The following is a 19272-nucleotide window of genomic DNA, read 5'->3' on the forward strand; positions in this document are numbered from 1 at the left end:
GAACGGGGAGACGTCAGCCGCCGAGCGTGGCGAACGCGAACACGAGCACGAGATACGACAGGACGACGACGACCGAGACCACCGGAACCAGCGAGAGGTACGCGTAGCTCCCGTCGTCGACGTCGGCGTCGCGGGCGGGTTCGTCCGCGTCGATGGCCTCGGCGGGGGGCATCACCTCGGGGAGTCCCTTGCGCCTCGCGTCGAACTTGTTGAGCGCGAGCACGGCGATGACCGTCAGGACGAACGCGAGCGGGAGCGCGATGAAAGGGGTCCGGAGCCCGAAACCGTAGAGCAACAGGACGACCACGGTGACCCCGGCGGCCGTCGCGGCGAGCGGGATCTGCGTGTTGACGTGGTCGATGTGGTCCGAACCGGCGAAGATGGACGACATGACCGTGGTGTCGCTGATGGGCGAGCTGTGATCGCCCCAGATAGCGCCGCCGAACAGCACGCCGAGCAACACCGGGAGGATCGACGGCCCGACGAGTTCGTAGCCGAGCGGGATCGCGATTGGGGTCAGGATACCCATCGTTCCCCACGACGTGCCCGTCGTGAACGCGATGAACATGGCGGCGACGAAGATGATCAGCGGGAGGAAGCTCCCGGGAACGCCGCTACCCACCATCGTGTCGACGATGAACTGGGCGGTACCCACGTTCTCGGCGGCGAGGCCGATGGCCCACGCGAGGACGATGATCGCGATGGCGATGTTCATCGTCTTGAAGCCGGAGATGATCGTCTCGCTCGCGGCTTCGAGATCCATCGTCCGGAGGCCGAGCGCGCCGGCGAAGCCCGCCAGCATGAACGCGAAGGCGCCGTACAGCAGTCCGAGCGCCACGTCGGTCTCCTGGAACGCGGTGGCGACGTCGACGTCGGGCTGGTAGCCGCCGCCGAGCCACCACATCGAGACCAGCCCGACGACCAGCAACACCAGGATCGGAACGAAGAAGTTCACGAGCGAGGGGTTCCGCTCGCTCGGTTCGCCGACGTCCTGGGAGACGTTCGAGAGGGCAGTCGCGTCGTCACGGATCGTCTTTCCCGTCGACCGGGCACGCCACTCGGCGTCGAGCATCGGCCCGAAGAACCGCTGGGTGAGCGAGATGAACCCGACCATGAAGAAGGCCATGAAACAGTAGATGTTCCAGGGAATGCTCTGGAGGAACAGGCCGAAGGCGCTGACCCCGAGTTCCGAGAGCGTCACGTCGACCGCCTCGAACCCGACGATGACCATCGACACCTGAAACCCGATCCAGTTCGAGACGGGACCGAACGTCGTCACCGGCGACGTCGTCGAGTCGAGGACGTACGCGTGCATCTCCCGCGAGGACTGGTTCTCTTGGGAGAGTTCCCGGGTCGCGTTCCCGGTGACGACGGTGCTGGTGTACGAGTCGAAGAAGATGAACACGCCGATGAGCCAGGTGAGGATCTGGGAGTCGCGGGCGCTGTCGACCCGGTCCCCGATCCACCGCTCCAGCGCCAGAATCCCCCCGGAGCGATAGATGAAGGCGGCCCCGGCCCCCATGAACATGATGAGGAGGATGAACTTCGTGTCGAACGGCGAGCGGACCACCTCCACGAGCCAGTCCATGGTGAGCGCGGTGGCCGCGATGGGATTCCAGCCGGCCACGATCAGCGCCCCGATCCACACGCCCGCGAACAGCGACACCAGCACCTGCCGGGTCGTCATCGCGAGGACGATGGCCAGCAGTGGCGGCGCTAACGCGAGTGCTCCGTACGAAGTCGCCATACGGCAGGGATAGTTGTCATTCTGAAATAATAGTTGGGGTGCGATCCCGCGTCGATCACAGCCCAACGCTTATGTCTCGTCGCTAACGTAACTACGGAGGGTTCACCATGTGTCACCACCGCAAACCGATCGAACTGATCGCCCGGCGCGAGGCGGACGGGGAGGAGGCCGACGACGAGGAGGCCGCCGAGACGCCGACGCTGACGCCACCGGCCGACGACTGATTCGCGGATCCGAACGGCTTTGACGCGCCCTCGCCACCTGCGGGTATGATCGGCGCCGACGAGGCGGGGAAGGGACCGGTGTTGGGTCCGATGGTCGCGGCCGCGGTCCGGGCGCCGGGGGACGCGCTCCCCGACGGCGTCGACGACTCGAAGCGTCTGCCTCCGGACCGCCGCCACGAGTTGGCCGACCGCCTCCGGAGCGACGGCGCCGTCGACGTGGGCGTGGCGGTCGTGACGCCGGCCCGGATCGACGACCCCGGGACGGACATGAACGGCCTGACCGTCGCGGCTCAGGCGGACGCCATCGCGTCGGTCGCGGCCGACGACGACCGCGTCGTCGTGGACGCCGGTGACGTGGACGCCGACCGGTTCGGTCGGCGGGTCCGCGAGGCCGTCGACGCCGCCGTGGAGATGCGGGCGGAACACCGCGCGGACGAACGCAACGCTCACGTCGCGGCCGCGAGCGTCGTGGCCAAGGTGGAGCGGGACGCCCGGGTCGAGGCGCTGACCGAGGCGTACGGCGACGTCGGGAGCGGCTACCCGAGCGACGAGCGGACTCGGACCTTCCTCGCCGAGTACGTCGAGGAACACGGGCACCTGCCGGCGTGTGCCCGGGCGTCGTGGGCGACCTGTGACGACGTGCTCGCGGCGGCCGAGCAGTCGTCGCTGGCCGACTTCTGATACTGTTTGTCGTAAGTCAGTGCCGGTGGTTCACCGGACCGTTCTGGCGAACCACCGGTACAGTATTCGTCCGAAAGGCGCGGCGGCCTACCGCGTCAGCAGCGTCCGCAGGATGTCGCCGTAGGCGGGCCGCGTGAGCAGGACGCCCACGATGACACCGAGGATGGTGAAGATGGCGAAGCCCTGGAGGTCGCCGAGCGAGAGGACGGCGAGCGGGCTCATGGCGATGATGGTCGTCGCGGCGGCGGCGCCGATGACCCAGAAGGCCTTGCGGAAGCGCGACTGGAAGACGCGGCGACTGTTCACGTCGCCCTCCGCCATCACCTCGTCGGCGATGATGATGAGGTCGTCCACCCCCGTCCCGATGACGGCGATGAACCCGGCGATCACCGAGAGGTCGAGCGGGTAGCCGATGCCGGCCGCGAAGCCGAGCAGGATCACCACCTCCGAGAGTGCGGTGACGATCATCGGCAGGGCGACCTCCACCTCGCCGTAGCGCAGGAAGACGACGCCCGCGACGGCGAAGACGGCGATGATCCCCGTCAGCAGGGAGTCGGTGCGGAACTGCTGGCCCTGACTCGGAGCGATGAACGAGGAGGTCCCCTCGCCGTCCGGCCCGATGTCGAGCGCGGCGGGCAGGGCGCCGGCACGCAGGTTGATCGCGACGCCCTGGGCGCCGCTGAAGTTCCGGGTCTGGAGGACGAAGCGGGGGTCCTGGGCCCAGTCACCGGACTGCATCCCGCTCGCCAGCCCCGGACTCATGCCGAAGGAGTTGACGACCTCTCCGTCGACGATCAGGAGCAGGCACGGATCGGTGCTGTTGGGGGACGCCCCGTAGCGACACTGGGAGCCGCCGGGCTGGGCGACGCCGGTCTGGATCATCCGCTCCTGGAACGTCGGCGCCACGTCCTCGCGCACGACGACCGGAACGCGCGGTTGCTGGCCCTCGCCGCCCTGTTCGGCGGTCCCGATGCTCTGGAAGTCGTCGCGTTCGAGCACCGTCGTCTGCTCGTAGGAGCCGTCGTCGGTGGCGTGGTAGGCGTCGACGCGGACGCTCCCGCGGTCGTTCACCAGATCGACGACCTCCTGGCGGTTCTCGTCGGGCACCTCGACGAGGACGAAGTTCTCGCCGGTGGGCGTGGTGATCTGCTGGACCGTCCCGCCGGAGAGCCCCGCCTCGTTGATCTTGTTCGAGAGGACGTCGACCGTCTGGGTGCGGGTGTCCTCGGTGACGCCGTCGCGGGTCGTCTCGTAGGAGTAGCCCGCGCCGTCGAGGGCGGTCCCGAGTTGGGCCGGCGTGACGCCGTCGGCGGTCACCTCGACGGTGCCGCTCGTCCGGGATTCCTCCCGGACGATGACGTCGGCGACGGTAGCGTTCTCCAGTTCGGACGCGACGTCGCGTTCGACCTGTGGCGGCTCCGTGTCGCCGAACTCGACCCCCTCGGCGGTGACGCCGACCAGCGGTGCGCGGATCCGGGTCCCGCCCGACAGCTGGAGGCCGTACTGGAGGTTGGTGACGCCGGTGCTGGCGGTTCCCGGGGCGGCGGCGTCGTCGCCGCCGACGGTCGGCGAGAAGAGGGCGAAGACGCTCGCGACGAGCACGAGCACCAGCAGGATGATCCGCCAGTTGTCACGGATCGTCCCCATCAGTTCGCCACCCCCTCGAACTTGTACCAGCGCAGGAGACTGAGGTTGAGCATGTAGGTGTTCATGAGGTCGGTGGCGAGGCCGAGCACGAGCACCGTCCCGATGGCCGCGAGCAGTTGGATGCCGAACAGCGTCGCCACGACGGTCATGACGATCATCGCCGACAGCGAGGTGAGCGTCATGGTCACGCCGGTCCGCATCGCGCGGTGGGTCGACTCGTAGAAGTCGCCCGAGCGTCTGAGGATGTGGTTGTTGAGCAGGATGTCGGAGTCGACGCTGTACCCGATGATCATCAGGAGGGCGGCGACGGTCCCGAGCGTGAGTTCGATCCCGAGGAGGTTCATCAGCGCCACGGGGATGACGATGTCCGAGAACGCGGAGACCACGACGGCGATGGAGGGGACGAACGTTCGGAACATCAGAAAGACGAGGGCGCTCATCCCGAGGAAGGCGAAGGCGACGCCCCCGAGAGCGAGCCCCTGGGTGCGCGACCCGAAGCTCGCGGAGACGGAGTAACTCGACTCCACCTCGAACCCGGCGGCCCTGGCTTGCTCCTCGAGCGCCGAGATGCCGACGTCCTCGGTCTGGAACGTCAGGATGTACGTATCCGAGCTGCCCACCTGCCGGATCGTCGCCGGGGTCGGATCGAACGTCTGCTGGATCTGTTCGCGTGCCTGACCGTCCGGCGCATCGACGGTGACTCGAAGCTCGGCGCCACCGGTGAAGTCGAGTCCGGGGTCGACCGGCGCGCCGGTCGCGACGTACCAGCCGCCGACGATCAGGAGCGCGACGGCGAGGACGGCGAGCGGCACGGCCGCAAGCTGGCGATTCGTGTACCGGGTGTAGTCGATTTCCGGTACTTCGAACGCTACCATGCTCGCCGGTCCACCCCGACGCCTACTAAGCCTTCTTATGTCGACCCGGATTCGGCCGGCACGGCGGTCAGGACTCCCCGCCGATGCGGACCCGTCCGACCGGCGCCGTCAACTCGACACCGGCGTCGGCGAAGGCCGCCTGGATGTCGCGGTTCACGCGGTCCCGCACCGCCTTCCACCGGTCGAGCGCCTCGATGTGGTATTCGAGCCTGATCCGTAGTGCGGCGTCGCCGTAGTCCCAGAACCACGCGCCGGTCCGCTCCGCGTCGACGCCGTCGACGGCCGCGGCCGTCTCCGCGGCCAGGTCGAGCGCCGCCGCCATCTCCGCCGGCGTCGTCGTGTAGGGGAGGCCGACGAACGTCTTGATCCGTCTGGTCGGCTCCGAGGTGAGGTTCGTAATCTCGGCGCCGGCGATGGCGGCGTTCGGGAGGGTCACGACCCGGCCGTCGAAATCGCGCAGCCGGGTCGTCCGGAGGCCGACCTCCTCGACCGTCCCCGCCGTGCCGTCGATGTCGACCGTGTCGCCGACGACGAAGGGCTTCGTCGCGAGGATGTGTGCGCCGCCGAAGACGTCGGCCATGGTCTTGCGGGAGGCGAAGGCGACGGCCACGCCCCCGATGCCCAGCGAGGCGATGACCGCGGTCACGTCGTAGCCCACGGAGTCGAGGACGACGATGCCGGCGGTGGTGACGATGGCGATGTTGGTGATCCGGCCGGCGATGGGGACGAGTTCGTCGTCGAGTTTCGACTCGGTCCGGTCCGTGTACGCCTCCACGTAGGTCCCGATGAAGCCGTCGGTCAGGCGGACGGCGATCCAGGCGAGGGCGACGACGACCGGAATCCGGATGGAGGCGTTCAGGACCGATCGCAGGGGCTCGACGGGCGTGAGTACCTCCCGGCCGAGGGCGACGCCGCCGATCACCCCGAGCAACACCACCGGCCGGCCCACCGAGCGGAGGAGGAGGTCGTCGATCTTCGTCCGGGTCGCCGCGGCCCGCTTTTTCAGCCGGCGCCGGTACAGGTAACTCAGCGCCCGCCCGACCACGGCGCCGAGGCCGACGACGGTGAAAAAGAGGAGATACTGCGGGAGGGAGCTCCCGAAGTAGGTCTCGGAGAACACCGACGCGACTGACATTTACTGTCCGGACAGTCCGTGATCGTATAACTCTGGTGTCGCCACCGGCCGGGCGCTACGGCAGGTAGCGGACGCTCACCACGCCGGGTTCCGAACGGACGACCACGCGCGCGACGCCGAGGCGGGCCGCCCGCGCCCGGACGCCCTCCTCGTCGTCCAGCACGTCGGCGACGGCGGCGGCCGTCTCCGCCTCCGGCACCGTGAGGACGTGGAGTTCGCCGGTCCCCGCGCGCTCGCGCCGGGTGAGTTCGCCGACCGCCTGCTCGGCTGCGACCTCGCGGGCGAGGGTCGTCGGCGCCTCCGAACTCTCCTCGACGCTGATCGTCCACCGGTCGTCGACGGCCGCGAGGCGCCACGCGACGTCGAGGGGTGGCTCCGGCGCGAGGCGACCCTCGATCGCCTCCCCGACCGTCACGTCGGGGTTCGTCGCGAGCGTGTGCACCTGGCCGTCGTCGACGTCGGTGAGGACCGCGCTCCCCTCGTCGGCGGCCGTCACGAGGAACGTGCCCGTCTTCTCGTCGGTCATGCGGGACCGTAAGTGGTCGACGGGTTTCGGCGTTTCGTCACGGGGCGAGGGGACGGCGAGCGGCGTCACCGAAACAGTCGGTGACAGAGGCCGACGAGCGCCGCGGCGACGAGCGGCGGGACGACGCCGGCGTACTGCGGGAGGGCGTACAGCGCGGCGACGACGGGCGCCAGCGGACCGGCGGGCGTCGTCTGCTGGCTCGGGGGCACCGAGATCACGAGCCCCACGTACAGCGACAGGAGGAACAGGTAGCCGGTCGTCGCCAGCGCGGCGTCGTAGCGGTCCGTGCTCCCCGTCCGCCGGTGTCGTCGCGCCACCAGCAGGACGGGGGCGACGAGCGGGACGACCACGAACAGCCCCACGACGGCGAAAAACGAGCGCGAGAGCGTCAGGCTCCCGCCCCGGCCGCCGGAGGTGGCCGCGATGACGCCGACGAGCGCGGTGACGAAAAGCAGGCTCACGGCCGCCGTCGCCACCGTCCCGACCACGACGTACGACCGGAACAGCCGCGAGTCGCTCGCCCGGAAGGCGTAGGGGAAGGCACCGACGAGGCCGCCGTAGTCCTCGGTCATCGGCGGCGGTAGTCGTCGCGGCGAGTTAACGGGCCCGGATTTCGGTCAGCGACGCACGTACCGTGGCGGGTCGTCGTCGACACGGCCGGCGGCCGAAAGCAGCGTCAGCCACCCCAGCAGGTCCGCGGTCCGGTCGCGCCAGACCGACTCCCACCGCGAGGCGTGCTTGTGTCGCTCCCAGCCGGGCACCGTCTCGCGGACGGCCGCGAAGACGTCGTCGGCCGTCCGCGGCTCCGCGGGGTCGAGTGCGTCCCGGACGGCCGCGGCGGCGAACACCCGGTCGAGCAGCGCCGCTCGACAGCCGTCGACCGTCGGCTCGACGTCCGTTCGCCGGAACCCCGACGGCGTCTCCTCGGCGAGTTCCAGAGCGCGGAGGAAGGTGAGCCAGGTCCGTGCCACGTCGCGGCTCGGGAGGTCGAGCCGACGCAGCAGGCGGGCACAGCAGTCGTCCTCGTCGCCCGGAACCAGGGGGACCGCCCGCTGGGCGCGCTCGACGAACGCGAACTCGGCGGGAGGTTCGGGGACGGGTTTGAGCTTCACAGTCCGAACGACTCGGCCAGTAGGTCGTGGTTCGTCCCGCCCAGCGCGTAGGTGGGGCCGTCGACGACGTCGACGGTCACCTGCGCGGGGGCGAAGACGGATTCGGGCACCTCGTAGAAGTCCCAGCCGGCGTCCTCGAACACCTGTTCGAAGGGGGTGTCGTACTCCGCGGCGGCCGTCGAGGGCACCTCGTCGAACCGGTCGAAGTCCTCGCGCACCTGCAGGTACACCTGCCCGCCGTAGGCCAGCGCGTCGTTCGTCCGTCCCATCGCGACGCCCTCGTCGTGGCTGACGGGGGCGACGGGCGCGCTGCCGGCCGCCGACACCACGTCGACCGGGTCGTAGCCGAGTTCGAACAGGCGAAAGAGCGCGAGTTCGGGGGCACGGGCCGCGGCGCTGACGCTCCCGACCATCGACCCCGTCGGGTAGGCGGGCAGGAAGACGCTGCTCGGCGAGACGCCGGTGCGCTCGGCCACCTGTTCGGCCACGTCGTCGCCCGGCAGCGTCGCCGCCTCGACGGTCAGGACCGTGAGGTCGAACTCGTCGTAGTAGCCAACGACCTCGAACTCGGCCTCCTCGCCGACGAGCGCCCGGGCCGGCCCCGAGCCGAGCCCGTCGAACGCCTCGGTGACGAGCTCCCACCCCGCCTTCTGCGAACAGAGCAGGGCGAGCGCCGGCTTGTCGGTCGTCACCTCGACGTGTGGGAACGGCGTCCCCGCCACCCCGTCCATGCGGGTCTGGATGGTCGCCAGCCCCGCGGTCTGAATCTCCGCGAGCAACAGCCCGGCCTCGAGGCCGCCCGCGGCCTCCACGCCGAAATCGAGGACGGTCGCCCCCGAGTCGAGTTCGATCACGTCGACGTTGAGCTCGCCGGCGAAGTCGATAGCTTCGTCGACGAGTTCGACGGCCATCCGATTGAGACTCTCCATGCGAGCGGCTTGGGCGCTTTCGGTTAAATGGGTTGTCGGTGCCGGTCGGCGCGGCGGCATCGTCTACCCGCTCGTCTACGGCTACGTCGCCAACGTCCACATGGGCGATGCGGTCGTCGCGCTCGTCTGCTTCGTCCCCCTCGTGCTCTTTTACGTCTGGGCGGTGCGATACGAGGCCGACCCGCGCGAACACGGTCTCTGCTCCGCCCGACGGTGGCTGGGCGGCGACGCCACGACATCCGCGGGAGGTGACGACCGATGAGCGAGGCGACCCCGAACGCGACGGCTGATACCGGTGGGGGACGGTGATCCTCTACGCGGAGATGGTGATCGCCGTCCCCGTGACGATCCTCTCGCTGTATCTCGCCTTCGGCGGGCAGGCCGGCTTCCTCGCTCACTGATCGGCGTCCCCCCGGGCCGGCCGCCCCAGCGCCGCCTCGACGGCCTCGACTTTCGCCGCGGCCGACGCGTCGCTCGCCCGCTTGTCGTCGATCTTCAGGACCGTACTCACCCGGTCGCTCTCGACCGCGCGGTGGGCGGCCTCGCAGGCGTCGAACAGTTCCGCGACGGAGTCCGCTTCGATCACCGTCCCCATCGGGTTCGTCTCGTAGTCCACGTCGAAGTCGTCCAGTGCGGCCACCGCGTCGGCGACGTCAGCGGCCATGCTCCCCTCCGTCACCGGTGCGACGCTCAGGAGTGCGACGACGGTCATGGGGGTCGGTACGGCGGCCAGGAGAATGGGCGTTCCGCCCGCACGTCCGAACCGTTAGGTACGTGCCGCCCCACACCACGCCCGTGACCGCCTGCACCTACTGTGGCTGCGACGTGACCGCCCACGACCCGGTGTACGTCGAGACGGTCGAGGACGGGGACCGCGTCCCGGCCGGCCAGTTCTGCAACTACGGCTGTCTCGCGGCTCACGTCGACACCGAGGGGTTGGCCGAGGGGGCGACCTGCCGGATCGACTAGTCAACGCGCGTCGCCTCGACGACGGAGGGCCCCTCGTCGATGCGGAGACGGAGCGTATCGCCCGCACACCCCACCCGCACCGTCGCGCGCCACGGATCGGTCCCCGTGACCGTCGTCCGCTCGTCGGAGGCCGCGAAGGGGAGCGACCAGACGTGGCGTCGCGTCACGTCGATAGCGTGATCGTAGAAGAAGGAGACGACGGCGGGGTGGGTGACCACCAACCCTCCGAGCCGCGTATAGAGGGCGCCGTCGCAGGTGTCGCAGGTGTGGAGGACCCGATGCTCGATGGCCGGGTTCTCCCGCTGGGGCATCTCCGCGTCCGGGGGCAGGACGCGAGACGCCATGCGCCCGCAACACCAGGGACAGACCCCGTTCGCCATCGATGCGATTTCGCGCTGGATGCGCTCGTTGACCGCCCGGAGGACGCCCTCGCGTTCCCGTTCGGTCAGGCTACTCGGCGGACAGAAGTACTTGTAGAACACCGCCCCACAGTCGTCGTCGCGACACCGGATCCGGAACATGCTGTCCCGGTAGTCGGCCACCTGCGTCGCGCCACAGACGTGACAGGCCGCGTCGAGTTCGAAGGGGTCGATCCGCACCCGCTCGGTGAAGGTGCCGGCCTTCATCGCCTGATACACCCGTACGCCGGGATAGCTGAGCCGGTAGCCGTCCGCCGTCTCCTCGACGAACTGGCCGAGGAGCTGCTTCAGGTGGTAGTTGAACCGGCCGCTCCCGGAGATGTCGGCCCGGCGTCGCAGCTCCGAGAACGGCAGCGTCTCCGGCACGCCGGGGGTCGAGGCGTCGCCGAGCGCTCTGATGATCTTGATCCGCGTCCGGTCGGCCAGCAACGTGAACGCGTCGTCCGGGCGCAGACTCTCGGTGTCCTCCGTCACCGTCCCCACGTGGGGGGTACGCGTACATATACGCTTGGCCGACGGGGGTCCTCGGCCGCGGCCTTGGTGAGTCACGCCGGGGGTTTTAGGCACCCGGCGAAACAGACGGTAGCGACGGATGTCGGATACGGCCCTCGAATACCTTCTCGGATCCGAGACGCGACCGGCGACGCTGACCGCGCTCCGCGACGCCGGCCGTCTCTCCGCGCGGCGCCTCGAGGAACACGTGTCGGCGTCCCGGCGGACCCTGAAGCGGACGCTGCGGACGATGGATTCCCGCGGGTGGGTCGAGCCGGTCGACGGGGGGTACGAACTCACCGCCCTGGGGGCGGCGGCGCTCGCGACGTACGAGCGGTGCCGAAAGCGAGAGCGGATCGCCCGCCGCGTCCGGCCGGTCCTCGAACACGCGCCCGCCGCGGCGTTCGACCTGGACGTCGGGGCGCTGGCCGACGCCACCGTGATCCGGCCCGACGAGGACCCTACCGCCCCCGTGGACCGGCTCCTCGAACTCCGCGCCGGGGCGAGCACCCTCCGGGAGGCCGCGCCCTTCCTCCTCCGCGACACGGTCGAGCAACTGGCCGACCGGGTGACGGCCGAGTCGCCGCCACCCGAGGTGACGCTCGTCCTCGAGGACGCCGAGCCGTCGCCCGAAGCGTACTCCGGGGCGTACTGCGATCGGTTCCGGGAACTGGTCGACGCCCCCACCGTCGACGTCCACGTCGCCGACGAGGTGCCCGTCGCGGTCGGCGTCGCCGACGGCCACGCCTTCGTCGGCGTGGCCGACCGCGACGGCGTGCGGGGGCTCCTGCTGGAGAGCGACGACGACGCCGTCGTCGACTGGGCCGAGCGGTCGATCGACCGATATCTCGACTGATGCGACCCGCCGTGACGCCGACGGGTTCTTTACCGGACACGCACGACCGACGCCCATGTACGCGGTGGTCGGTTGCTCGGAGTGTCGCGCCCTGTGGCTGCTCGCTGACCCCCGATCCGCCGAGACGGCGACCTGTCCCCGCTGTCGGCGGCGCCACCGGACCGCGGATCTGAAGCGCCTGTACACCGCCGAGGACCGGGACGCGGCCCGCGAGGCCCGGGCGTCGCTCCTCGCCGAGCGTGCGGACGCGGCCGACGCCTTCGAGGCGACGCCCGCCGCGGGCGAGGACCCGGGGAGCGTCGTCGACGACCGGGAGTACCTGGACGCCGCGGGGGTCGACCCCGAGGCCGTCGAGGCGGCGGGCGAGCGGGCCGGCGCTGGCGACACCGGAAGTCGGAGTCGCCCGGAAATCGTCCGCGAGGCCGTCCGCACCCTCGATACCCCCGACGAGGGCGACGTGGTGGCGTACGCGGCCGACCGCGGCGTGCCCGCCGACGCTGCGTCCGATCTGCTGGACCGGCTGGTACGCCGGGGCGAGGCCAGCGAGTCGGGCGGCACCTACCGGCTGTTGTAGGCCTACCGGCCGAGGGACTCGTGGGCCGAGGAGAGGTGCCGGGAGCCGAGGGCGGCGAGCAGGGAGAGTTCGCCGGCCAGCGCGCCGACGGCGATGGACTCCGCGAGGGCGTCGGCGTTCGATCCCGCGGGGTCGCCGCCGCCGGCGACGCCGAGCAGTTCCAGCGCCTCGCGCTGGGTCGGGAGGGTCGTCCCGCCGCCGACGGTTCCCACCTCCAGGCTCGCCAGCGAGACGCTGACGTAGAGGCCGTCCTCGCGGACCTCGGCGGTCGTGATGGCGTTGGCCCCCTCGACCACCTGGGCGGCGTCCTGTCCGGTGGCGAGGAAGACGGCGGCGACGACGTTGGCGACGTGGGCGTTGAAGCCCAGACCGCCGGCCTTCGCGCTCCCGACGAGGTTCTTCCGGGTGTTCACCTCGGCGACCGCCTCGGGCGTGGTGTGGAGACGCTCCTCGACCACGTCGCGGGGGAGCGTCACGTCGGCGGTGACGCTGCGACCCCGCCCCTCGACGGCGTTGATCGCCGCGGGCTTCTTGTCGGTACAGAGGTTGCCCGAGAGCGCGACCAGCGACGCCGCCGTCCCGTCTTCGATCACCTCGGCGGCCGCCCGGGTGGCGATGGTGGCCATGTTCATTCCCATCGCGTCCTTGGTGTCGTAACGGAAGCGCAGGAACACCGAGTCGCCGACGACGTAGGGGGTCACGTCCCGGAGTTCGCCGTGGTTCGTCGTCGCCTCGGCGGCCTCGCGGAGGCGACCCTCGTTGTCCCGTACCCACTCCACGAGCGCTTCGGCCTCGGCGACGTCCCGCACCCGGAAGACGGGCGCGCGGGTCATCCCCGACTTGGTGACGCGGGCGGTGGCGCCGCCCGCGGCGTCGAGGACCGAACAGCCGCGGTTGACGCTGGCGATCAGGGCCCCCTCCGTCGTCGCCATCGGGAGGTAGCGCTCGCCCTCGGTGGCGCCGCCGTCGACGGCGACGGGCCCGGCGACGCCCAGCGGGATCCGCGCCGCGCCGATCATGTTCTCGACGTTGGCGTCGGCGCGCTCGGCCGGGAAGCCGTACGCGCCGACGGCGTCGAGGTCGACGCCCGCCTCGGCTTCGACGAGACGGCGTCGCGCGGTCGCCGCGACGTCGGCGTCGGCGTGCGCTTCGAGTTCGTGAACCCGCAGGTCGCCGTCACGGACCCGGCGGACGAGGGTGTCCGCGTCCGCGTCGGGCGCGTTCGAGTCGTCGGTCATGCCCCAGTCGTGACGCCGCGCGCGCCTAAGCGTTACCGGTCGCCCACAGAGATAACTCCCCGCGGCACCCAGGGGTCCGTATGGACCTGTCGAGCCCCGCCTTCCGGGACGGCGGACCGATCCCCCCGGAGTACGGCTACACCGAGGCGAACGTCAACCCGCCGCTGGAGATCGCCGACACGCCCGCGGCGGCCGAATCGCTCGTCCTCGTCGTCGACGACCCGGACGCCCTCGAACCCGCGGGCAAGGTGTGGCGCCACTGGCTGGTGTGGAACGTCAACCCGACGCGCAAGCGGATCCCCGAGGACTGGGCGACCGGGACGGCCACCGCCGTCGAGGGCGAGAACGACTACGGCGAGGTGGGCTACGGCGGCCCGAACCCGCCGGACGGCGAGCACACCTACCGGTTCCGGCTGTTCGCGCTCGACACGACGCTCGATCTGGACGCCGGGGCGACCCTCGACGACCTAGAGCGAGTGATGGAGGGACACGTCCTCGAGGAGGCGAGTTACGAGGGGACGTACGCGCCCTAGAACAGCGTCCGGTCGCAGGAGCCACAGAGGTTCTGCTCTTTCTTGTCCACCTCGCGGACGGTGGGGGAGAAGCTCATCACGCAGCGCTCGTTGTCGCAGTGTTCCAGGCCGACGGTGTGACCGATCTCGTGGACGATCTCCTTGCGGACGCGGTCGGCGAACACCTCCGACTGGGGTTTGGAGGTGATGCCGCCGTCCGAGGAGGTCTGGAGGCGGTAGGTGGAGACGACCGACCCGTTGCCGTTCAGGTAGGCGAGGCCGAAGACGTAGTTCCGGCGGCGGTAGTAGAGGTCCTCCGACGTGATGCCGATGTTTTTCTCGCCGTCGCCGACGCGGCTGGCGAGTTCGATGAACTCCTCGGCCCGGTACTGGTTCCGGCTTCGATCGAACGCGCCGTCGGGGATCGACTGAACGTCGTGAACGGACACCTCGCAGTCGTAGACAGCCCGCAGACCGGCAGAGGCCTCGCGTTTCACCTGTGCCGGGACGTCCCCGATCGGCACGATGTCGACGAGCATGGAAGGCGTTAAGCGCGGCCCCGCTATAAACATCCCGACGTGACGACCGCGCGCGCCGAACTCGCCGCCCGCCTCGCCGACTACGACCGCCTCGTCGAGGTAGGGATCGGTCGGCGCCCCGCGGTGGCGGCCGCCCTCGTCGACGCCGGGTGTGCGGTGACCGCGACGGACGTGTTCGACGCCCCCGTCCCCGACGGCGTCGACTTCGTCCGCGACGACGTGGTCGCCCGCCGGGACGCCCTCGACGGCGAGGGTCCGGGCGACCCCTACCGCGTCGACGCCGTCTACGGCCTCAACCTCCCGGCGGAACTCCAGACCCCCGTCCGCGACGTGGCCCACGCCGCCGGCGCCGACTGCCTCTTTACCACCCTCGGCTTCGAGGAGCCGACGGTCCCCGTCGAGCGCGAGCGGGTCGGCCGCGAGACGCTGTACGTCGCGACGCCGCGTCGTAGATAGCGGGCATCGTTGCCGACGGCTCGACGGTGAAGCCGCTGGCGCCCGTGTGGACGGATATGTCCGGCGACGAACACGACCACGACCACGACCACGAATCGGGGCACCACCACGAGTACGTCGACGCCGCCGTCGACGCCCACGACGACTGGGCGCGGCGGCGACGGAAGGGGATTCCGACGGACAAGCAGTTGCTCGTCGTCGCCTGCATGGACGAGCGCATCCCCGTCGAGGGGGCGCTCGGCATCGAGCTCGGCGACGCCCAGATCTACCGCAACGCGGGGGGCAAGGTGACCGACGACGTGATCCGGTCGGCGGCGCTGACGACGCAGTTTTTCGACACCGAGGAGATCATCGTCGTCAACCACACCGACTGCGGGATGATGAGCGCGCCGGACGACGCCGTCGTCGAGGGGCTGGAGGCCGCCGCCGGCGGCGACCTCGACGACGTCGACCTCGACCCCGCACTCCCGGAACTCTCCATCGGCGACGCGGGCGTCGCCGACTGGGTTCGCATGACCGACGATATCGATAAGGCCTGCGCCGCCCAGGTGCGCTATCTCGACGAACACCCGCTGGTCGACGCGACGGTCCACGGCTACGTCTACGAGGTGGAGAGCGGCCAGCTTCGCTACCCCGGCGGCCGGATCGCCGAGGAGATCAGCACCCGCGTCGAGTAGGCGCCGTATCCCTCGGCCCGACACGTCGGACCGCCAGGATGTCGCGGACCGGCGCCCCCGACGACGCGGTCCCCCCGATCGGGGAGGGATGGAAAGGCACTTGCCCCGACGCGACGGCCACGACACATGAACGCGGACGCGGTCGTCCTCGACATCGACGGCGTGCTCGTCGACGTGGCGGACTCCTACCGCCGGGCCATCGTCGAGTCCGTCGACCGGGTGTACGGACGGACGGTCGACGACGCCGGAGTACAGCGGTTCAAGGACGCCGGCGGCTTCAACAACGACTGGGAGCTCACGTACGCGGCGGCGCTCTACGTCCTCGCCAGCGAGGCGGGATACGAGGGCGACGTCGCGACGTTTACCGACGCCGTCGCCGCCGCAGGGGGCGGACTCGACGCCGCCGAGTCGGTCGTTCGGGCCGCCCCGGTCGACGACGCGGTCTTCGACCGCTGGGATCCCGAGCGGCTGCGCGAGACCTTCCAGGCGCTCTACCTCGGGGCGGATCTGTACCGCGACCTGGAGGGTGGGGACCCGCCCTTCGAGGCCCGCGGCTACATCAACGACGAACCCGTGCTGGTCGAGGCGTCGACCCTCGACGCGCTCGGGGAGCGGTTCGCGGTCGGGGTCCTGACGGGGCGGCCGGCCGCCGAGGCCGACATCGCCCTCTCGCGGGTCGGCCTCTCGGTGCCCGACGCTCACCGGTTCACGATGGACGACTGGGCCGAAGGAAAACCGCATCCCCGGGCGCTGACGACGCTCGCGGACCGCCTGGACGCGGAGCGGGTGGCCTTCGCGGGCGACACCCTCGACGACGTGCGGACCGCGACGAACGCGGCCGCGGCCGACGCCGAACGGACGTTCCACGGGATCGGCGTCCTCACCGGCGGGTTGACGGGCGAGGCCGGCCGGCGGGCCTTCGAGGACGCGGGCGCCGCCGCGGTGGTGGAGACGGTGAACGACCTGCCCGAACTGCTGGAGCGACCGTGAAACCCGATCCCGTGGTGTTCGGCGTCGTCGCCGGCGCCCTCGTGGCCGTCGTGGTGGCCGTCGTCGCGGCGGCCGGGCCGCCCGACCCGTACACGCAGCTGCGCGGGGTCGTCCCCGGGGTCGTCGTCGCCTTGCTCGTCGCTTACCTCGTCAGCGTCGGCGGAAAGTAGGGTCACTCCCGACAGTCTTACCCCGCATCCGTCCGCAGTCCGACCATGCGAATCGCGATACTCGGCGGGACGGGCGAAATCGGGGAGGGCCTCGCGCTCCGGTGGGCCTACCACACCGATCACGAAGTCGTCATCGGGTCGCGCGACCCCGAGCGGGCCCGGACCAAGGCCGAGGAGTACGAGACGGAGCTGTCGAGCCGTGGCGTCGACCGGAAGGTGAACGGCTTCGAGAACGCGATGGCGGCCGACCGGGCGCGGATCGTCGTCCTCGCGGTCCCCGCGTACCACGTCAGCGACACGGTCGAGGCGGTCGCCGACGGCCTCGACGAGGGCGACGTGCTCGTCACGCCCGCGACGGGCATGCAACGCGACGAGGACGGCTTCCACTACCACCGCCCCGGCGCCGGGAGCGTGACGCAGTTGGCCGTCGACGCCGCCCCCGAGGGCGTGTCGGTGGTCGGCGCCTTCCACAACCTCGCGGCCGGCCGCCTCGCGGACCTGGACGCCGACCTCGGGATCGACACGCTGCTCGTGGCCGACGACGACGACGCCAAGGAGACGGTCCGCCTGCTCGCGGACGGCATCGACGGCCTCCGCCCGCTCGACGCCGGGGGGCTCGCCAACGCACCCGAAATCGAGGCGCTGACGCCGCTGCTCATCAACGTCGCCATGCACAACGAGGGTCTGCACGACCTCGGGGTCCGCTTCGACTAGAACCGGTCTTCGAGTTCGTCCCGCAGGTCGTCGACGGTCAACCCCTTCATCGCCAGCAGGACGAGGAGGTGATAGACCAGATCGGCGGACTCGGCGAGCAGTTCCGGGTCGTCGCCGTCCTTCGCCGCGAGGACGACCTCGGTGGTCTCCTCGCCGATCTTCTCCAGCGTGGCGTTCTCGCCTTTCTCGTGGGTGAACAGCGAGGCCGTGTAGGAGTCCTCGGGGAGGCGGTCGCGGCGGTCCTCGATGGTGGCGAAGAGCGCGTCGAGGACGGCCTCGGGCTCGTCGGCCTCGGTCACGCGCCGATCACCCGACGGTGGTCGTAGGTCATGTGCGCCCGGACGGCCGGCGGGGCCAAGGACCTGTCGTTACGCCGACGCGGAGGCCCGGAGCGGGTCGAAGAGTGCGAGCCGGTGGATGCGGTTGTCGTCGGTGAGTTCGGGGTGAAACGAAGTGGCGACGACGGGGCCGTCCCGGATCGCCACCGGACGGTCATCCCACGTCGCCAACACGTCCACGTCGGGGCCCACCTCGCTCACGACGGGGGCACGGATGAAGACGGCGTGGAACGGGTCGTCGAGGCCGGCGACGTCGAGGCCGGCCTCGAAGCTGTCGACCTGTCGGCCGAAGGCGTTGCGGTCGACGGCGGCGTCGACGACATCGAGGGTGTCGACGCGGTCGTCGCGGGCGTCCCGCGAGGCGACGATCAACCCCGCACACGTCGCGAGGACAGGCTTGCCGGCGGCGACGTGGTCGACGATTTCGGCGTCGATGCCCTCCCGACGGAGCAGGCGGGAGATGGTCGTCGACTCGCCGCCGGGGAGCGCGAGGGCGTCACAGTCGGGGACGTGGCCGGCTTCGCGGATCTCCACGACTGAGACGGCGGTCCCGACGGCGTCCGCGGCCCGTTCGATCGCCGCCACGTGTTCGCTCACGTTTCCCTGGACGGCGACGACGCCGATCCTGCGTTCCATTACAGCGAGACGACGTTCAGCACCTGCACCAGCACGCCGAAGAGGACGCCGAACGCGACGATGGTCTTGGGATCGATCCGGATGGCGTTGCGGTCCTCCGCGTCGAAGTAGCGGACGAGCCCCGCACTCGACATCAGTCCGCCGCCGCCCTGACTTCCACTCATACCCGACTCTCGGCACGTCGAGTGCCTAAACGTTTCGCTCTCCGCGACAGTCCCCACAACGTATGGGCGCCGAGACCGTGACAACCGACGAACATGACTGGCGTCATCCCGGAGCGCGTGACCGCCCGCGTCGACGGCACGTTCGTCGTCTTTCGGATCGGCATGCGGATCAACTCGCTGTGGAAGGTCCACCGGTGGTTGCCGGTGTTTCTGTCCATGCCCCGGATGTTGCGGGAGCTCGAAGCGGACCCGGAGAGCGGCCTGCTCGAAACGCAGGCGAGCCTCGGGCTCCGCGAGCAGACACTGACACAGTACTGGGAGTCCTTCGAGCATCTCGAATCCTACGCCCGTGATCCGGACGCCGAACACCTGCCGGCGTGGAAGGCGTTCAACCGGCGGGTCGGCGAGGGCGGCGACGTGGGCATCTGGCACGAGACGTTCCTCGTCCGCGAGGGGGAGTACGAGGCGGTTTACAACAACATGCCCCCCACCGGCCTCGGGGCAGTCGGGGAGTTGGTCCCCGCGTCGGGACGACACGAGACGGCCTCCGGGCGGCTCGGCCGCACCGACGGGGACGGGACGCCGGTCGATACCGGCGGGGATCGGCGCGATTCGACGTGATGGCCGGATCGACGGCGGACATCACCGCCGT

The 19272-nt window shown here is 70.5% G+C and carries 27 protein-coding genes; 12 read left to right on the forward strand and 15 right to left on the reverse strand.

Annotation, left to right across the window (positions count from 1 at the left end):
- Window positions 1-13: 13 nt before the first annotated feature.
- Entirely contained in the window at window positions 14-1687 is a 1674-nt protein-coding gene (locus EI982_RS10055; protein WP_157691138.1) for a Na+/H+ antiporter NhaC family protein, read from the reverse strand.
- A gap of 329 nt (window positions 1688-2016) precedes the next feature.
- Between EI982_RS10055 and rnhB the strand changes: the two genes are divergently transcribed.
- A complete protein-coding gene (rnhB, locus tag EI982_RS10060; protein WP_157689576.1) occupies window positions 2017-2652 on the forward strand; it encodes a ribonuclease HII in 636 nt (211 codons plus the stop codon).
- An 87-nt stretch (window positions 2653-2739) separates the two neighbouring features.
- Here rnhB and EI982_RS10065 read toward each other — a convergent pair whose 3' ends face one another.
- From EI982_RS10065 to mch, 7 genes are all read right to left on the reverse strand, one after another.
- Window positions 2740-4299: a preprotein translocase subunit SecD gene (locus EI982_RS10065; protein ID WP_157689577.1), complete on the reverse strand. Its 1560-nt coding sequence runs from the start codon at window positions 4297-4299 to the stop codon at window positions 2740-2742.
- Window positions 4299-5174 carry a protein translocase subunit SecF gene (secF, locus tag EI982_RS10070; RefSeq protein WP_157689578.1) on the reverse strand — a complete coding sequence of 292 codons (876 nt, stop codon included), beginning with the start codon at window positions 5172-5174 and terminating at the stop codon, window positions 4299-4301. Before secF ends, EI982_RS10065 begins: the two co-directional genes overlap by 1 nt.
- A gap of 67 nt (window positions 5175-5241) precedes the next feature.
- A complete protein-coding gene (locus EI982_RS10075) occupies window positions 5242-6309 on the reverse strand; it encodes a mechanosensitive ion channel family protein (protein ID WP_157689579.1) in 1068 nt (355 codons plus the stop codon).
- A gap of 55 nt (window positions 6310-6364) precedes the next feature.
- Window positions 6365-6835, reverse strand: coding sequence for a DUF5812 family protein (locus EI982_RS10080; protein WP_157689580.1), 471 nt, complete (start codon window positions 6833-6835; stop codon window positions 6365-6367).
- Window positions 6836-6900: 65 nt separating this feature from the next.
- Window positions 6901-7407, reverse strand: a complete 507-nt coding sequence (locus tag EI982_RS10085; protein ID WP_157689581.1) for a DUF8056 family protein — start codon at window positions 7405-7407, stop codon at window positions 6901-6903.
- Window positions 7408-7452: 45 nt separating this feature from the next.
- A complete protein-coding gene (locus EI982_RS10090; RefSeq protein WP_157689582.1) occupies window positions 7453-7947 on the reverse strand; it encodes a double winged helix-containing putative transcriptional regulator in 495 nt (164 codons plus the stop codon).
- Window positions 7944-8876, reverse strand: a complete 933-nt coding sequence (gene mch / locus EI982_RS10095) for a methenyltetrahydromethanopterin cyclohydrolase (protein ID WP_157689583.1) — start codon at window positions 8874-8876, stop codon at window positions 7944-7946. Before mch ends, EI982_RS10090 begins: the two co-directional genes overlap by 4 nt.
- On the opposite strand from mch, the gene EI982_RS10100 reads away from it, so the two are divergent.
- Complete coding sequence (locus tag EI982_RS10100; protein ID WP_157689584.1) at window positions 8875-9138, forward strand: hypothetical protein; 264 nt, start codon at window positions 8875-8877, stop codon at window positions 9136-9138. The genes mch and EI982_RS10100 overlap by 2 nt on opposite strands.
- A 132-nt stretch (window positions 9139-9270) precedes the next feature.
- Here the strand turns inward: EI982_RS10100 and EI982_RS10105 are convergent, their stop codons facing one another.
- The gene (locus EI982_RS10105; protein ID WP_157689585.1) at window positions 9271-9588 is read right to left on the reverse strand and encodes a thiamine-binding protein; all 318 of its coding nucleotides are present in this window, start codon (window positions 9586-9588) and stop codon (window positions 9271-9273) included.
- A gap of 83 nt (window positions 9589-9671) precedes the next feature.
- On the opposite strand from EI982_RS10105, the gene EI982_RS18395 reads away from it, so the two are divergent.
- Window positions 9672-9845, forward strand: a complete 174-nt coding sequence (locus tag EI982_RS18395; RefSeq protein WP_199243588.1) for a hypothetical protein — start codon at window positions 9672-9674, stop codon at window positions 9843-9845.
- Here the strand turns inward: EI982_RS18395 and EI982_RS10110 are convergent.
- Window positions 9842-10738: an ArsR/SmtB family transcription factor gene (locus EI982_RS10110; protein ID WP_157689586.1), complete on the reverse strand. Its 897-nt coding sequence runs from the start codon at window positions 10736-10738 to the stop codon at window positions 9842-9844. The two genes, EI982_RS18395 and EI982_RS10110, sit on opposite strands and share 4 nt — an antisense overlap.
- A gap of 118 nt (window positions 10739-10856) precedes the next feature.
- Between EI982_RS10110 and EI982_RS10115 the strand changes: the two genes are divergently transcribed.
- The gene (locus EI982_RS10115; protein ID WP_157689587.1) at window positions 10857-11612 is read left to right on the forward strand and encodes a helix-turn-helix transcriptional regulator; all 756 of its coding nucleotides are present in this window, start codon (window positions 10857-10859) and stop codon (window positions 11610-11612) included.
- Between the two features lie 55 nt (window positions 11613-11667).
- The gene (locus EI982_RS10120; RefSeq protein ID WP_157689588.1) at window positions 11668-12186 is read left to right on the forward strand and encodes a DUF5817 domain-containing protein; all 519 of its coding nucleotides are present in this window, start codon (window positions 11668-11670) and stop codon (window positions 12184-12186) included.
- A 2-nt stretch (window positions 12187-12188) separates the two neighbouring features.
- Here EI982_RS10120 and hmgA read toward each other — a convergent pair whose 3' ends face one another.
- Window positions 12189-13424, reverse strand: a complete 1236-nt coding sequence (gene hmgA / locus EI982_RS10125) for a hydroxymethylglutaryl-CoA reductase (NADPH) (RefSeq protein WP_157689589.1) — start codon at window positions 13422-13424, stop codon at window positions 12189-12191.
- Between the two features lie 80 nt (window positions 13425-13504).
- On the opposite strand from hmgA, the gene EI982_RS10130 reads away from it, so the two are divergent.
- The gene (locus EI982_RS10130; RefSeq protein WP_157689590.1) at window positions 13505-13957 is read left to right on the forward strand and encodes a YbhB/YbcL family Raf kinase inhibitor-like protein; all 453 of its coding nucleotides are present in this window, start codon (window positions 13505-13507) and stop codon (window positions 13955-13957) included.
- Here the strand turns inward: EI982_RS10130 and EI982_RS10135 are convergent.
- On the reverse strand, window positions 13954-14475 hold the full coding sequence (locus EI982_RS10135) for an archaemetzincin family Zn-dependent metalloprotease (protein ID WP_157689591.1): 522 nt from the start codon (window positions 14473-14475) through the stop codon (window positions 13954-13956). The two genes, EI982_RS10130 and EI982_RS10135, sit on opposite strands and share 4 nt — an antisense overlap.
- A gap of 39 nt (window positions 14476-14514) precedes the next feature.
- On the opposite strand from EI982_RS10135, the gene EI982_RS10140 reads away from it, so the two are divergent.
- The 5 genes from EI982_RS10140 to npdG all read left to right on the forward strand — a co-directional run bounded on the left by EI982_RS10140 (window position 14515) and on the right by npdG (window position 17482).
- On the forward strand, window positions 14515-14931 hold the full coding sequence (locus tag EI982_RS10140) for a UPF0146 family protein (protein WP_157689592.1): 417 nt from the start codon (window positions 14515-14517) through the stop codon (window positions 14929-14931).
- 56 nt (window positions 14932-14987) lie between these two features.
- Window positions 14988-15608: a beta-class carbonic anhydrase gene (locus EI982_RS10145; RefSeq protein WP_157689593.1), complete on the forward strand. Its 621-nt coding sequence runs from the start codon at window positions 14988-14990 to the stop codon at window positions 15606-15608.
- 126 nt (window positions 15609-15734) lie between these two features.
- Complete coding sequence (locus EI982_RS10150) at window positions 15735-16598, forward strand: TIGR01548 family HAD-type hydrolase (protein ID WP_157689594.1); 864 nt, start codon at window positions 15735-15737, stop codon at window positions 16596-16598.
- Window positions 16595-16768, forward strand: coding sequence for a hypothetical protein (locus EI982_RS10155; protein ID WP_157689595.1), 174 nt, complete (start codon window positions 16595-16597; stop codon window positions 16766-16768). Before EI982_RS10150 ends, EI982_RS10155 begins: the two co-directional genes overlap by 4 nt.
- Window positions 16769-16813: 45 nt before the next feature.
- A complete protein-coding gene (npdG, locus tag EI982_RS10160) occupies window positions 16814-17482 on the forward strand; it encodes an NADPH-dependent F420 reductase (RefSeq protein ID WP_157689596.1) in 669 nt (222 codons plus the stop codon).
- Here the strand turns inward: npdG and hisE are convergent.
- The 3 genes from hisE to EI982_RS10175 all read right to left on the reverse strand — a co-directional run bounded on the left by hisE (window position 17479) and on the right by EI982_RS10175 (window position 18620).
- On the reverse strand, window positions 17479-17781 hold the full coding sequence (gene hisE, locus EI982_RS10165) for a phosphoribosyl-ATP diphosphatase (protein WP_157689597.1): 303 nt from the start codon (window positions 17779-17781) through the stop codon (window positions 17479-17481). The genes npdG and hisE overlap by 4 nt on opposite strands.
- Window positions 17782-17850: 69 nt before the next feature.
- A complete protein-coding gene (pdxT, locus tag EI982_RS10170) occupies window positions 17851-18456 on the reverse strand; it encodes a pyridoxal 5'-phosphate synthase glutaminase subunit PdxT (protein WP_157689598.1) in 606 nt (201 codons plus the stop codon).
- Entirely contained in the window at window positions 18456-18620 is a 165-nt protein-coding gene (locus EI982_RS10175; RefSeq protein WP_157689599.1) for a preprotein translocase subunit Sec61beta, read from the reverse strand. The genes pdxT and EI982_RS10175 overlap by 1 nt, the downstream gene beginning before the upstream one ends.
- 93 nt (window positions 18621-18713) lie before the next feature.
- On the opposite strand from EI982_RS10175, the gene EI982_RS10180 reads away from it, so the two are divergent.
- Entirely contained in the window at window positions 18714-19241 is a 528-nt protein-coding gene (locus EI982_RS10180) for a DUF4188 domain-containing protein (protein WP_157689600.1), read from the forward strand.
- The last annotated feature ends 31 nt before the right edge of the window (window positions 19242-19272 follow it).

The organism is Haloplanus salinarum, from assembly GCF_009762275.1.
GTDB classification, from domain to species: domain Archaea; phylum Halobacteriota; class Halobacteria; order Halobacteriales; family Haloferacaceae; genus Haloplanus; species Haloplanus salinarum.